A 14,437-nucleotide genomic window follows, 5' to 3' on the forward strand; every position below is an offset into this window, starting at 1 on the left:
CGGGGTTTATTTATGATTACTTCAGCTTATTCAGCTACCACATTCACCTTGATTTCGTGCTTCACTTCTTTGTGAAGATCAAGGGTAACGGTGTATGAGCCAAGTTGCTTAGGCTGTTCCTTGAAATGAACTTTCTTGCGATCAACCTCAAAGCCTTTTGCTTTTAAGGCATCGGATACCTGGATGGCCGTAACGGCACCAAATATCTTTCCGCTTTCTCCGGCTTTGGTTTTCAATTCAATAGTCAGTTCACCAATTTTAGCCGACAAGGCTTCAGCATCTTGCTTCAGCTTAGCAGCTTTATGCGCCATCTGACGAATGTTCTCTTCAATCAGGCGCTTGTTGGAATCATTGGCGATCAATGCAAGTCCGTTCGGGATCAAGTAATTGCGACCATAGCCGGCCTTTACTTTTACGGTATCGTTCTTGTAGCCGAGGCCCTGAACATCTTGTTTTAATATCACTTCCATTTTCTATTCAGTTTATCGGTTAACCCTTATTTTAATGAATCACCGGTGTATGGAAGAATGGCCATATGACGGGCACGCTTTACAGCCTGCGACACCTTCTTCTGGAACTTCCAGCTTGTTCCGGTTAATCTGCGGGGAAGAATCTTACCCTGCTCGTTGATAAACTTCAACAGGAAGTCGGGATCTTTGTAATCAATGTACTTGATGCCGTTTTTCTTGAAGCGGCAGTACTTGGGTTTTTGCTCAACCCGCTTGATGGGTTCGTTCATTAATGTCATCTGGCAAGCTCCTCCTCAGCTTTACGTACCGGTTTGCGATCTGTTTTCTTGAATTCGCCTTTGCGTCTTCTTTCGTTGTATGCCAAGGCATACTTGTCGAGTGTGATGGTCATAAAACGCATCACTGACTCATCCCTTCTGTACTCGGTTTCGAGCGTGTCAATCAACTCAGGAGCTGCCGAAAATTCGATCAGGCTGTAGAATCCGGTCGACTTCTTCTGGATTGGATAGGCCAGTTTACGAAGTCCCCAATGCTCAACATTCAGAATGTTGGCATTGCCTTTCTTCAACACCTTTACGAACTTCTCAACAGTATCCTTCATCTGATCTTCAGACAAAACGGGATTCAAAATGAATACTGTCTCGTAATTGTTCATAGATTGTTTTGTGTTTTTAAAATGAGGTGCAAAGATAGAAAATGCCGCTAAAAGGAAAAAATAAACATCAGGAGTTCTTTTTACGTAAAATGGGCCATTTTAGGGCCAGAATCAACATATTTGGGATTTAGCTTACGCCATGGTACCCCGTTTTTGGAAAATCTTGCTGCTGATTTTGCTTGCTGCCCCGCTTTGGGCCACCCCTGAGGTAAAGCGGTTTGATATTGAACTGGCCGGCCTCAAAATAGGGGAGTTAACCGCAACCCGGGTAGCACGTGATACCCTGACGCATTATCACATCGAAACCAAAGTTAGTTTTTGGCTTTTTGTAAAGGTTAATGTGCACCACATTCAAACAGCCGTTTACCATGGCGAAAAGCTGCTGCACTCAACGGTAAAAACCAAATCGAACAAAGGGGATTTCAGTGCTTCAGTAATCTGGAATAAAAAGCAGTACGATGTTAAGGTGGATATGTACAAGTATAAGAATGACACCACCATTCTGGACCCCATCCACTTCAATGTGATGCGCTTTTTTTTCGATGAGCCAAAGGAAATTAAAAAGGTGCTGGCCGATAGCAATGGTTTGCTGGCACCTGTATCATTTTTAAAAAACTCGTACTATGAAGTGAATGTGCGGGGTGAGCGCAACAAATACTTTTACAAGGATGGCAAGTTGCATCGGGCGGTGATGGACAATGCGATTAAAAATTATGAGATTGTGCTGCGTGAAGATGAAAACGGATAGGCCGGAATAGACAAACATGTATCTACAGAATTGAAAAAATATTATCTTGCCTTATGGATTATATTGTAAGTGGAATTCAGCAGATTGGCATTGGAGTTAAAAATGCCAATGAGGCATGGGCGTGGTACCGCAAGCATTTCGGTTTTGATGTGCCCATTTTTAAAGATTCAGCCCAGGCTTCATTGATGACGCGGTATACCTCGGGAATTGCTGAAAGCCGATACGCCATTCTGGCTATGAACTTGCAAGGAGGAGGAGGTTTTGAAATCTGGCAATACACTTCCAAAGAACCGGTTGCTTCCAATCAGAAACCCTTGCTGGGGGACACGGGTGTTTTTGCCGCCAAACTGAAATCGAGTGATGTTAACAAGGCATACGAATTTCTTAAATCGAAAAATGTAAACATTAAAACCCAGCCATCGGAATCTCCCGATGGGCGATTGCATTTTTATGTAGAAGATCCATACGGAAACCTATTTGAGATTGTGGAGAGTGGAAACTGGTTTAAGCGAAAGTCCTTCCCAAATGGTGGCGTATCGGGCGTAACGATTGGTGTTACCGATATGGATCAGTCTATTGCATTATATAAAGATATTTTGGGTCATCAGTGTGTAGCGTATGATGAATCGGGGACGTTCGATGATTTAAAAGGACTTGCCGGGGGAGAATCCAATTTCAGAAGGGTGTTACTCAAGGCACAAACGCCTTGCAAGGGAGCGTTCGGAAACCTGTTAGGTTCAACCGAGATAGAATTGGTTGAAGTAAAAGACCGGAAGGCAACAAAAATCTATGAAAGCAGAAATTGGGGCGACCTCGGTTTTATTCATGTTTGCTTCGACATTCGTGGAATGAAAAACCTGGGCAAGCGTTGTGCCGATTACGGACATGCCTTTACCGTTGACAGCAGCAACTCATTCGATATGGGAAAAGCTGCCGGTCATTTCTCATACATTGAAGATCGTGACGGCACGCTGATTGAATTTGTAGAAACCCACAAAATTCCAATTATCGAAAAATTAGGTCTGTTCCTGAATATCAAAAACAGACCTATGGAAAAGCCGCTTCCTAATTGGATGTTGGGTATGCTGGCCGTTAACCGGGTAAAGGATTAATTCGGATTACCGAACGGTAAACTGTCCGGAGCCCATCTTGTAATCATCGCAATACACTTCCAACGTGTAGGTTCCTGCTGCATAATCAGAACCCTTATCATATAAATAGGTAAGTTTTTGTCGCGTATTATCAAATAGGATTTCCTGCGAGGCTGTGTAGAATTCCTCCTTACCGTTATAGATAAATGTTCCAGATCCGCGGGCTACATCAAACAATACCTGATCGTTCTGATCGATAATGCGAATCATAATCTTCTTTCCTTCAATGGGCGCAACATTGTTTTCAGCCAGGTTAAATTCAACTTTAATGGTTCCTACCTGACGGTTGCGGAAGGGTGATTCACGTTCGCGCCCCTTTTCATTCACCGCTACAATGCGAATGTTCTCGGCCTTTAACTGCGAAGCAATGGCTACTTTGCTGGCGAGTTCTTCGCGGGTTTGTGCCAGTCGGTTGATGGAATCGCCTAATTGATTTTTCTCCGTTTTAAGGGTGGTGTTTTCGGTCAATAATTCTTTATTAACATTCTTCAGCTTTTCGATCTCCTCGTCTTTGTTTTTCAACAGCAATTCATAGCCTTCCACTTTGTCTTTCAATTCCTTAATCACCTGACCGTTAGCCCTGCGTGTGCGTTTCAGTTCGGTTTCTATTTCTTCTTTTGCCTTGGTGAGTTCTGAGATATCGCCACCAAGTCGTTGAATCTCCGCAATGCGTTGATCCAATTCTGCGCTGATCTCATCCAACCGGTTCATGGTAGTGGCTAGTTGTTCTTCGGTAGATGATTTCTCCAGCTTCAGTTGGTCACGTTCCTGCTTGTTCAGGTACCCGCTTACAAACTGAATGATGATGATAACCGAAAGTACCGCAATAATGATGGGGTACTTCTTATTAGATTTTTTTGGTTCAGGTGCAGGTGCTGGAGATTCGGTCTTTGCAGGTTCGCTCATAACGTTTACTCAGATTAGGATTGTGCAAAAATAAGGGTATTTGTAGCTAATCCAACGCCTAAAAACGCAATACAACGTGTTGTTTGCTCAATGAAGGATCAAGAAATACCACTCCGCACCGGAACAGGTCGGCAGTGGTATACACCAGCGGATTCTTTTTGATGGCGGACCAGGCCCGTTCCATTTCGGGCGAATCGTGAATGTCGTCCAGGATAATGATGGTTTTGTGATGCGATCGATTCACCACCAGATCGAAATACCGGAGGGTGGGTTCATAGCGATGGTTGGCATCTAAAAATGCCAAGTCAATTTTAGGAATGCGTGAAAGGGTGGCGTAAAGTGTTTGATCAAGGTTACCGGTTATCAATTCAATATTTGCTGCTTCTCCAAACTCAAAACTTATCGATGCAATTTCGGCTATCGCTTCAGCGCCCTCGAATGTGTACACTTTGCTGCCAGGTTGTGTGGCCAGGTAAAGGGTGTTTATCCCCAATGAGGTTCCTAGTTCTACAATTGTTTTTGCTTGTACATGACCCGCAATCCGGGAATATAAGGTTGAGAATTTGGCATCACTCAGGCTAAGTGTAGCGATGTCGCTTATTTTTCGTTTGTTGGTTGCGAAATGTTTCGAGCCGGCACCGAGATCCACCACCTCAATTTCCCGATGATCATTCGCCAGCTGTTTACGCAACGATTCAAATTTCGGAATTGGAATGGTTTCGCGTTTAATTACCCGTGTGTAGAAATCAAACAGGAAGGGGGCGTGCAAAGAATGTTCGTCTACGGCATCCAGCCAGTAGTTGAGGTAGGTTTTTATTTTAAAAAAAGCTGACAATCAGTTCAGGCGAATGGGCGCAATCATCACAAACTCCGGAATGTTTACCGTGAGTTTTACGCCATCCACTATGCGTTCCATCAGGTAGGTGCCGGTCATCTTACCAAGGCCCGATTTTAAATTACAACCGGATACGTATTGATGAACCTGACCGGGTTCAAGCACGGGCTGTTGACCCACTACACCGTCACCCTCAACTTCACGCATGGTAAAACCTGCATCATATACATGCCAATGCCTGCGCAACAATTGAATGGTATTTTCGCTTTGGTTTTCGATGGTAATCTTATAGGTAAACACGTAGTGGTACTGACTCGGACTTGAATAAGCCGGTTGGTATTCTGTTTCAACGGTTACCCGTATTCCCTGCGTTACTTCTGTTACCATGCGTTTCAAAAATATTAATTTTTTAGAATTAAAAATGTTTCGCGAAACTTCGTTTTTATTTTCAGTCAGAAACAGCCCATGGAGGTTAAAATAGCACATTCCTGGAAGGAACATTTACAGCACGAATTCGAAAAACCCTACTTTCAGCAACTCGCTGCCTTTGTTAAGGCTGAGTATCAGACAGCTGTGGTGTACCCACCGGGGAAAGAAATTTTCAATGCTTTCGATGCCTGCAATTTCGATCAGGTGAAGGTGGTTATTATCGGTCAGGATCCCTATCACGGCCCGGGGCAGGCGAACGGGTTGTGCTTTTCCGTGCGTGAGGGGGTACGTATGCCGCCCTCGTTGATGAACATTTTTAAAGAAATCCATCAGGACTTAGGTAAACCCATTCCTGCCACAGGAAACCTGGAGCGTTGGGCAAAACAAGGTGTGTTGCTGTTGAATGCAACCTTAACGGTTCGGGCTTCAACACCCGGATCGCACCAAAATAAAGGGTGGGAAACGTTTACTGATGCAGTCATCAAAAAAGTATCCGATGAAAAGGAAAATGTGGTGTTTCTTTTATGGGGTGCTTATGCACAAAACAAAGGCGAAGTGATTGACCGCAACAAGCATCTGGTGCTGATGTCAGCACACCCGTCACCCTTCTCTGCCGATAGGGGATTCTTCGGCTGCAAGCATTTCAGCAAGGCCAATGCGTACCTGAAGAGTAAAGGATTAGAGGAGATTGACTGGTAGATCTGGGTTCGGGTTACGAGTTTCGTGTTGTTAGTTTATAAAAGGCAACCCGGACCCTGTAACGCGCAACTCGCTTACTCAATCATCTTAAAGAATCTTCTCCATCTGATTTTATTCAGGAACTTCTCATTCGGATCAATGGATAACCAAATGAAGAAACCTTTACCTACAATATGATCTTCCGGAACAAAGCCCCAATACCGTGAATCGAGGGAGTTGTGACGGTTGTCACCCATCATGAAATAGTAATTTTGGTTAAAGGTATACGAGGTAACTTCCTGACCATTGATCAAAAGTTTCTTATCAGTGATTTTTGCATCCGCTTGGTGATCGTATGCAGTGATAATAAATCCATACAATGCGAGAGTGGAATCATTTATCGAAATGGTTTCGCCTTTCTTGGGAATCCATAGCGGGCCAAAATTATCCAGCGACCAATTTGTGTTGTTTTGAGTTCCTGCACCAAATCCATAGTACTCAGAATAGGGAAAAATACCCCCTGAATTGTTTTGGTTATCCTGCGTAACCGAGGTAATGAAAGGTAAGCCTCTAAGTTCTTCTGCCTTGTCCTCTGTTAACCACATGGTGTACTCGACACTGCTTTCATTTGGCCTTCCAAGAATATGATAATCTTCTTGTCCAATGCCAAGCCTGTTCAGGTTGCGTTCATTGATCAGGTCTTTGGCAATAACCTGATAACTCCATTGTACCAACGGATGATTTTTGAGTTCACTTCCGTTGACCAGAATGGTTTTGTCTTTCACCTGAAGTGTTTCTCCGGCAGCAGCCACACATCGTTTAATGTAGTTGGTCTTTAAATCAACCGGATAGTCCTTGTTGTCATTCAGTCGCTTGGGAGGAACATTAAACACCACCACATCGCCACTTTTTACTTCGCTTATTCCCGGCAAGCGATATTGCGGAAGTTGAATCCAATCGAGGTAGGAGGGAACTTCCGTGAACCATATTTTTTGATGGGTTAGTGGAAGTTGAAGCGGAGTTTTTGGTGTGCGGGTGCCGTAATGAAATTTGCTGACAAACAGGAAGTCGCCTACCAGTAACGAGTTCTCCATGGAAGGTGTTGGAATGGTATACGCCTCCATAATCAGCCAACGAATTAACGTGGCCGCTACCACTGCAAATGTGATGGCCTCAGTCCATTCAACAAGAGGAGATTTTTTTGCTTCCGGTGGCAGCTTATCGAGTTTGTCGATGTATTTCGCATTCGGGTTGAATCCCAAATAAATCAGGTAGAAAAATCCGGTGAAGATGATCAGGATCTGACTCCACAATGAGTTTTTCCCGTAGCAACGCAATACTTCAAAGATCAACACGTAGTACGCAAAGAAATTGACAACAGGTATAACCAGGTATATAAACCACCATTTGGGTTTGCCCACGATCTCTGCCATTAAAACATACTCTGAGTAAAATGGAATAATGGCTTTCCATCCATCGACACCAGCCTTTTCAAAAAGCTTCCAGTAGCCAACAGTAACACCCAGTCGGATAATCAGAAAAGTTATCAGTATTGCGTTCACGTTTTTATCAGTTTAAAAGCCTGCAAATAAAAGGATTATCGATCAGAATTGTAAGAAATCTTCCATACCCAATACGCCCTTTTTTCCGGATATCCATTCTGCCACCTGAACGGCCCCAAGGGCAAAGCCTTCGCGGGAGTGAGCGGTATGGCGTATTTCAATATCATCAATGCCCGAAGCATATTTTACATGGTGCGTACCCGGTACCTGGTCAATCCTGAACGAACTGATGGGTAGCTCAGTAGGTTCTGCATTATTGCCACCTACCCATTTGGTTAAACGTTTTATGTGCTTCACAATACCTTGTGCAAGCGTAATGGCCGTTCCGCTGGGAGCATCTTTCTTTTCCGTATGATGAATTTCATCGATGTGTACGCTATACTGATTGTGCGCATTCATCATGTTGGCCAGAAACTCATTTAACCTGAAAAAGATGTTTACTCCAACGCTGAAATTAGACGCGTAAAAGAAGGCTCCATTACAGGAAGCGGTAAGTTTTTCAACCTCGGGCTTTTGATCAAGCCAGCCGGTAGTGCCACAAACAACAGGAATACCTTTTTCAAGGCAATGCCGAATGTTATCAAAAGCGGCTTCCGGATTGGAGAATTCAATGGCTACATCGGCTTTGATGTTGCTGAGCTCATGACGATTGGCTGAGGTGATCCGGCCGGCAATTTCATGACCGTGCTCGAGGGCAATGCGCTCAATGATTTTGCCCATTTTTCCGTATCCTAGTAAAAGAATTCTCATAGGTGATTTACCCGGAAAGTTCCGGATTGGTCGGTGCAAGTATACGGATGAAGTGGTTGAATTAAAACCGGATCTTCAGAGAAATGCCCCCCATGCGTCCGGTTAAAAGTTCATTGGAAAAAGCGGGTTCAATCCGCACCTGTAGGTTTGGATTCAGGTCGAATTCTTTCAGGTGGGAATCCACATGCGCATCTACCATTTGCAAAATGTAAACCCCCATCATGATGATGATCATATAATCGCGTTCACGCCTGTAGCGATCGACAATGGTGCGAAGCTGGGATGTTGTGTATAGTGTATTAGGATTAACCTGAGTGTCACCAGAAAGCCCATTTTCAAGATTATAAAACAATTCCCCTCTAAAAGTCAAATACCCCTCTTGATAGATATTTAAGTAATATCCTGTAATTGCAAAGCCTCCATAAACCAAAGGCAGCTTCCAATATTTTTTGTTGTACACCTGTCCTAAGCCGGGTAAAACAGCAGCATAGAGCAACGCTTTGCGCGGATCGTAACGATTTGAATAAGAAGCTATTGTAACGGTATCGCTTTTCGGTTGCACTACCTGTATAGAATCACGCTGAGCATAGGCGCCTAATGTAAAACCTACCAAGCAAAAAAGAATTGAAAGTCGTTTTAAAAATGGCTCCGTCATTGCGAACGCAGTGAAGCAATCTCCTATTTTGAGGCTGAAACGAGATTGCTTCGGTCTCCCGATCCCGATAGCTATCGGGATTATCGGGATCCCTCGCAATGACGATCTTACTATTTTTGAGATGGCTTCTGGTTTCTTCATAACCGGTAACGCGTAAAGGTATCGGTTTTACTGCATCTTTAAGATGTCCAGTATCCGGTTTAAATCCTCTACCGACAAAAAAGGAATTTTGATTTCACCCTTTTTACCATCGCTTTTCACAACAACACGCGTACCAAAATGTGATGAAAGCTGTGATTGAAGCTGAGAAATTTCCCGGTTCGAAGTCGCGGGTGTTGTAGTTTTTCCTTTCTCCGCAGTGGTTTCGCTTAGTGAGCGCACCAGTTCCTCCACTTTTCGTACGGAAAGATCTTCTGCCAGAATTTTTTTGAAGATGTACAACTGCTGTTCCGGATTTTCCACATTAATGATGGCGCGTGCATGCCCCATGGTAATGCGGTTATCACGCACGGCAATCTGTACATCGGGTGGAAGTTTTAATAAACGCAGGTAGTTGGTTACGGTAGCCCGGTTCTTGCCTACGCGTTCACCCAACTTTTCCTGGTTCAGGTTACATTCCGAAATAAGGCGTTGGTAGCTTAACGCAATTTCTATGGCATTCAGGTTTTCGCGCTGAATGTTTTCAATCAACGCCATCTCCAGCATCTGCTGGTCATCAGCAGAGCGAACGTAAGCCGGAATTGTTTTTAACCCAGCCAGTTGTGAAGCCTGAAACCTGCGCTCACCCGATATCAATTGATACTGGTCACGCGCGAGTTTGCGAACCGTAATGGGTTGAATGATGCCGTGTATCTTGATGGATTCAGCCAACTCTTGTAGCGCATCCTGATCGAAGTGGGTACGCGGCTGAAACGGGTTTACTTCAATGTGCTCAACCGGAATTTCTGAGATGCTTCCGGATGGTGAGGTATGCACCACGGGAAGATCAGTTTCCAGGCGTTCTTCTTTTTCGCTGTCGCTTAACAGGGCGTTTAGTCCTCTGCCTAATGCTTTTTTCTTACTCATGCTGTTACCATATTTTTATCAATGACCTCATGCGCCAGGTTCAGGTAGCTGATGGCTCCTTTGCTTTCAGCATCGTGCACGATTACCGGCAATCCGAAGCTCGGTGATTCACTGAGTTTTACATTTCGTGGGATGATCGTTTGAAACGTCATCTTATTAAAGTGCGTGCGTACTTCTTCAACCACCTGGTTACCCAGACTGGTTCGAGAATCGTACAACGTCAACAAGATGCCCTCAATCTCCAGCCGGGGATTCAGGCGTGTTTGAATAATTTTTATTGTATTCAATAACTTACCCAATCCTTCCAACGCAAAATATTCACACTGCACCGGAATGATTACGGAGTCTGCCGCAGTAAGGGCATTGATGGTAATCAATCCAAGTGAAGGGGAGCAGTCGATGATGATGAAGTCATAATCTTCCTTCACTTTATCCAACGCTTCGCGCATTTTCTCTTCACGACTTTCAATGCTCACCATTTCTACTTCAGCACCAACCAGGTCGATGTGGGAAGGAAGGATGTCTAAAAATTTCAGTTGGTCATTTTTTACAATGGCACCTCTCGGGTCAATGCCATCAATCATACATTCGTATAATCCGGTTTCCACTTCTTTGGGGTTAATGCCCAATCCCGAAGTAGAGTTGGCCTGCGGATCGGCATCCACTAAAAGTGTGCGCTTCTCAAGCACCGCCAAACTGGCGGCCAGGTTAATGGCGGATGTGGTTTTTCCTACGCCACCTTTCTGATTTGCAATCGCAATGATCTTTCCCATCTTGTCGTAATCCTGTTAATGTTTTGCCTGATTTTCAGACCGGCAAGTTTAAAAAATGAGTCCCGATCCCGAGTGCTCGGCATCAGGACTGCAAATATAGACGAATGACGATGGGGCGTGGAACCTTGTGGAACGTATTTGTCCACATTCCATTCACAGGTGAATGTTGATTATCTGTAAACCAATTTGGTTTAAAATTGGTAAATACTTGAGCGTCTTTGCTTCAGTACAGGTCAACCCTGACAAAACAAAGTTTTAGTCATGGGTTAATTCTTTTTCTTCTTTTTCCGGTTTTCTTCCGCCTGTTTGCGGGCTTCTTCGCTGGCTTTCATGGCGTCTTCCAGCTTGCTCATAAAGCGTGATTTCTTTACCGTTCCCGAAACCATCATTTTTCGATGGTTCTCCATAACCGCTTTGATTTTATCTTCATCCACAAACCGTTTGATGATGGCTTGCTGACCAAACGTGATCAGGTTGGAAACAAAGTAGTAGTAACTCAATCCGGCAGGGAAGGAGTTTAATACAAACAAAAAGATCAACGGCATGATGTACGACATGGATTTCATCGGGCCTTGAACCGAAGAAATCTGGTTGTTCTGCCAGGTGTAGATCAGTGTAGAAGCTGTCATCAAAATCGTAAACAAACTCACGTGATCACCATAAAACGGAATGGAGAATGGAAGATTTAAAATGGAATCGTATGTAGAAAGATCTTCAGCCCACAAGAAGGATTGCTGACGCAACTCAATACTGTTTGGGAACAAGTAGAACATTGCAAACAGGATGGGCATTTGCAACACCAACGGAATGCAGCCGCTCAACGGGTTAACACCGGCTTGTTGATACAGCTTCATTTGCTCCTGCTGTACCTTGGTCATGTCTTCACCAAATTTTTCCTTAATCTCATCCAACTCGGGCTTCAGTACTTTCATTTTTGCCATGCTCAGGTACGAGCGATAGGAGAGCGGCAACAAAATGATGCGCAGCAGGATCACCAGAATAATGATGATGAGACCGAAGCTGCCAATCACATTCGTAAGGAAATGAAATACAGGAAAGATGACATACTTGTTGATCCAGTATACCGGAGGCCAACCGAGGTACACGTTTTTAGCGAAGTCTTCTGTTACTTTCCCTAATTCCTTATAGTCGTTAGGACCAAAGTAGAACGCATACTTCGCAGTTCCGTTGGCAACTTCCTGAATGGGAATATTGATCTTAACATTGGCACGCTTTACAACAGAGGTATCTGATTCATTGTAAACCGTTTCCGCTTCACCGCCCGGAAATCCTTTCTCGGAAATAATGGAAGCCAGGAAGAATTTTTGTTTGATGGAGACCCATTTTAGATTACCGGAAAACACTTCTCGCTCTGTGGAGGTAGAGCGTTGCGATAATTCATCAAATGAATCGTTATAGTAATAGGTGATTGTTGTGTTATTACGACTATCCGTTAAATCCTTTTCCAAGGGGCGCAAGGTATTTTGCCAATCCAGCGTAAGCTGTTCAGAAAAATTATTGGCACCACCGGTTATTTTCAGATCATAACCAATTTTAAAACCTGAAGGTGGAATGGAATACTGTTGAATCAGTTGTGTAGTTTCAGAAAGTGACCGGGTAAATGTGAGTACAGTGGTATCGCCATTTTTGGTTTGCGATGCCGTATAGAATAAACTGTTCAAGTCAATCTCCTGCGCGTTGTAACGGGTTTTGAGCTTGAAAGAATTTGAAGAAGGATCAACCAATTTCAATGGTTGTCCGTGATAGGTTTTATAGTTGAGCAGTTCCAGTTCACGGATAACGCCACCTTTGTTGGTGAACGCAATCGCCAGGTCGGGTGTGTTGATTGTTGTGATTTCCTCAGTCTGAACCGGTTCGATGGGAATTCCTGCTTGAGCAGCGATTGTGCTGTCTGCCAAAACTGCTGGAGGAGTTGTTGTGCTATCTGCTTTGGTTTCAGTAGTTGTTTGTGCAGATGTTGGTTGAGGTTCTGGGGCGGCCGGAGCGAACCAATAAAAATAAGCCAATAATAAGGCGGCTATCAGGGTCAGTCCTATGGCTGAGTTTCTATCCATTAGTAAATATTAAAAAGTTAAGTAGTCGATTTTTTATAGTTCACGGAAGCCTCCACAAATTTCACAAACAACGGGTGCGGATTCATTACGGTACTGCGCAATTCAGGGTGGTATTGAACGCCAACAAACCATGGATGATCTTTTAGTTCAACCACTTCCACCAGGTTCGATTCCGGATTTATACCAACCGGTTTTAATCCGGCTTCTTCCAGTTGTTCGAGGTACGCATTGTTAAATTCATAGCGATGGCGATGACGCTCCTGAATGGTGGTTTCACCATACGCATTCGCAGCTTTGCTTCCTTTTTTAAGCTTACAGGTATATGCACCCAGTCGCATCGTTCCGCCTTTGGCTGTAATTTTCTTCTGTGCCTCCATCAGGTCGATAACCGGATGTTTGGTTTTCGGATTCAGCTCCGTTGAGCTTGCGCCATCCAGTCCGACAACATGGCGCGCAAATTCAATCACCGCACACTGCATCCCCAAACAAATACCGAAGAATGGAATTTTATGTTCGCGTACAAATTTGATCGCTTCAATTTTTCCTTCCATACCTCGTTCTCCAAAACCGGGCGCAACCAAAACACCGTGCAGTCCTTTAATAATAGACTCTACACTTTCTTTCTGAATCTCTTCCGATGAAATCCATTTTAGATTCACACGGCAATCGTTCTGGGCACCAGCATGGACAAATGCTTCTACAATGGACTTATAGGCATCGGGAAGTGTAACATACTTCCCAACCAATCCGATGGTCACTTCTTCAATCGGGTTTTTGAGTTTACCTAAGAAGTCTTTCCATTGTTCCAGGTCGGGTTCGGATTTACTTTGAACTTTCAGCTTGGCGAGCACGCGCTCATCCAGCTTTTCCTTTCTCATTAAAATAGGTACATCATAAATCGTGTCCGCATCAATGGCTTCGATAACAGAATTCAGGTGTACGTTGCAGAACAACGCCAGTTTTTTACGAATATCCAAAGGCAACGGCATTTCCGTACGACAGACCAGAATATCCGGCTGTATACCGTAGGAGAGAAGCTCTTTGACAGAGTGTTGTGTTGGTTTTGTTTTGAGTTCCTTGGCGGCCTTCAAATACGGTATAAGCGTCAGGTGAATAACCAACGCGTTGTTGGGTCCCAAATCCCAGCGTACCTGGCGCACGGCCTCAATAAATGGAAGCGATTCAATGTCACCCACCGAACCACCGATTTCAGTGATGATGAAATCGTAATCACCGCTTTCGCCCAATAGATACAGGTTACGTTTGATTTCATCCGTAATGTGCGGAATCACCTGAACCGTTTTGCCCAGGTATTCGCCTTGGCGCTCCTTGGTGATGACGTTGTTATAAATGCGACCGGTTGTTACGTTGTTAGCCTGCGAGGTGGGCACATTCAGAAAGCGCTCGTAATGCCCAAGATCAAGGTCGGTTTCAGCGCCATCATTGGTCACATAGCATTCCCCATGCTCATATGGGTTAAGCGTTCCGGGGTCTATATTAATGTAGGGATCGAACTTTTGGATGGTCACCTTAAAGCCGCGGGCCTGCAAAAGCTTGCCTAACGAGGCGGAAATGATTCCTTTTCCCAGGGATGAGGTCACCCCTCCCGTAACGAAGATGTATTTAGCTGCCGACATGGATGGTTGTTACGGGGTGCAAAGGTAGGCTTTTAGGGCTAATAAACT

16 protein-coding genes and 1 pseudogene are annotated in these 14,437 nt (G+C 44.3%); 3 read left to right on the top strand and 14 right to left on the bottom strand.

The window, feature by feature from the left end; genetic code table 11:
- Window positions 1–26 precede the first annotated feature (26 nt).
- The 3 genes from rplI to rpsF are packed head-to-tail and all read right to left on the bottom strand — an operon-like array spanning window position 27 to window position 1,125.
- Complete coding sequence (gene rplI, locus QY309_06310; GenBank protein WKZ61093.1) at window positions 27–470, bottom strand: 50S ribosomal protein L9; 444 nt, start codon at window positions 468–470, stop codon at window positions 27–29.
- Window positions 471–496: 26 nt separating this feature from the next.
- Entirely contained in the window at window positions 497–748 is a 252-nt protein-coding gene (rpsR, locus tag QY309_06315; GenBank protein ID WKZ61094.1) for a 30S ribosomal protein S18, read from the bottom strand.
- On the bottom strand, window positions 745–1,125 hold the full coding sequence (gene rpsF / locus QY309_06320; GenBank protein ID WKZ61095.1) for a 30S ribosomal protein S6: 381 nt from the start codon (window positions 1,123–1,125) through the stop codon (window positions 745–747). The genes rpsR and rpsF overlap by 4 nt, the downstream gene beginning before the upstream one ends.
- A gap of 139 nt (window positions 1,126–1,264) precedes the next feature.
- Between rpsF and QY309_06325 the strand changes: the two genes are divergently transcribed.
- Window positions 1,265–1,873, top strand: coding sequence for a hypothetical protein (locus QY309_06325; protein WKZ61096.1), 609 nt, complete (start codon window positions 1,265–1,267; stop codon window positions 1,871–1,873).
- Window positions 1,874–1,926: 53 nt separating this feature from the next.
- Window positions 1,927–2,985, top strand: a complete 1,059-nt coding sequence (locus QY309_06330; GenBank protein ID WKZ61097.1) for a VOC family protein — start codon at window positions 1,927–1,929, stop codon at window positions 2,983–2,985.
- Window positions 2,986–2,991: 6 nt separating this feature from the next.
- On the opposite strand, the gene QY309_06335 is transcribed toward QY309_06330, so the two are convergent.
- From QY309_06335 to apaG, 3 genes are read right to left on the bottom strand one after another with little or no spacing between them, the layout of a single operon-like run.
- On the bottom strand, window positions 2,992–3,930 hold the full coding sequence (locus tag QY309_06335; GenBank protein ID WKZ61098.1) for a chromosome segregation protein SMC: 939 nt from the start codon (window positions 3,928–3,930) through the stop codon (window positions 2,992–2,994).
- A 58-nt stretch (window positions 3,931–3,988) separates the two neighbouring features.
- Window positions 3,989–4,765: a class I SAM-dependent methyltransferase gene (locus QY309_06340; protein WKZ61099.1), complete on the bottom strand. Its 777-nt coding sequence runs from the start codon at window positions 4,763–4,765 to the stop codon at window positions 3,989–3,991.
- Window positions 4,766–5,152 (bottom strand): Co2+/Mg2+ efflux protein ApaG, encoded by a 387-nt coding sequence (gene apaG / locus QY309_06345; protein ID WKZ61100.1) that lies wholly within the window; start codon window positions 5,150–5,152, stop codon window positions 4,766–4,768. It lies immediately after the preceding gene.
- A gap of 78 nt (window positions 5,153–5,230) precedes the next feature.
- Here apaG and ung point away from each other — a divergent pair, with 78 nt between their 5' ends.
- Window positions 5,231–5,893: a uracil-DNA glycosylase gene (gene ung, locus QY309_06350; protein WKZ61101.1), complete on the top strand. Its 663-nt coding sequence runs from the start codon at window positions 5,231–5,233 to the stop codon at window positions 5,891–5,893.
- Between the two features lie 74 nt (window positions 5,894–5,967).
- On the opposite strand, the gene lepB is transcribed toward ung, so the two are convergent.
- The 8 genes and pseudogenes from lepB to QY309_06390 all read right to left on the bottom strand — a co-directional run bounded on the left by lepB (window position 5,968) and on the right by QY309_06390 (window position 14,389).
- Window positions 5,968–7,107 (bottom strand): signal peptidase I, encoded by a 1,140-nt coding sequence (lepB, locus tag QY309_06355; protein ID WKZ61686.1) that lies wholly within the window; start codon window positions 7,105–7,107, stop codon window positions 5,968–5,970.
- A 6-nt stretch (window positions 7,108–7,113) separates the two neighbouring features.
- A pseudogene (locus QY309_06360) lies at window positions 7,114–7,434 on the bottom strand (DUF5684 domain-containing protein).
- A 42-nt stretch (window positions 7,435–7,476) separates the two neighbouring features.
- Window positions 7,477–8,184, bottom strand: a complete 708-nt coding sequence (gene dapB / locus QY309_06365; GenBank protein WKZ61102.1) for a 4-hydroxy-tetrahydrodipicolinate reductase — start codon at window positions 8,182–8,184, stop codon at window positions 7,477–7,479.
- A 61-nt stretch (window positions 8,185–8,245) separates the two neighbouring features.
- A complete protein-coding gene (locus QY309_06370) occupies window positions 8,246–8,980 on the bottom strand; it encodes a DUF5683 domain-containing protein (protein WKZ61103.1) in 735 nt (244 codons plus the stop codon).
- Window positions 8,981–9,007: 27 nt separating this feature from the next.
- Window positions 9,008–9,904, bottom strand: coding sequence for a ParB/RepB/Spo0J family partition protein (locus QY309_06375; GenBank protein ID WKZ61104.1), 897 nt, complete (start codon window positions 9,902–9,904; stop codon window positions 9,008–9,010).
- The gene (locus QY309_06380) at window positions 9,901–10,677 is read right to left on the bottom strand and encodes an AAA family ATPase (protein ID WKZ61105.1); all 777 of its coding nucleotides are present in this window, start codon (window positions 10,675–10,677) and stop codon (window positions 9,901–9,903) included. The genes QY309_06375 and QY309_06380 overlap by 4 nt, the downstream gene beginning before the upstream one ends.
- A 266-nt stretch (window positions 10,678–10,943) precedes the next feature.
- A complete protein-coding gene (gene yidC, locus QY309_06385) occupies window positions 10,944–12,752 on the bottom strand; it encodes a membrane protein insertase YidC (protein WKZ61106.1) in 1,809 nt (602 codons plus the stop codon).
- 17 nt (window positions 12,753–12,769) lie between these two features.
- On the bottom strand, window positions 12,770–14,389 hold the full coding sequence (locus tag QY309_06390) for a CTP synthase (protein WKZ61107.1): 1,620 nt from the start codon (window positions 14,387–14,389) through the stop codon (window positions 12,770–12,772).
- Between the last annotated feature and the right edge of the window lie 48 nt (window positions 14,390–14,437).

The sequence above is a fragment of the Cyclobacteriaceae bacterium genome (genome assembly GCA_030584025.1).
Taxonomy (GTDB): domain Bacteria; phylum Bacteroidota; class Bacteroidia; order Cytophagales; family Cyclobacteriaceae; genus UBA2336.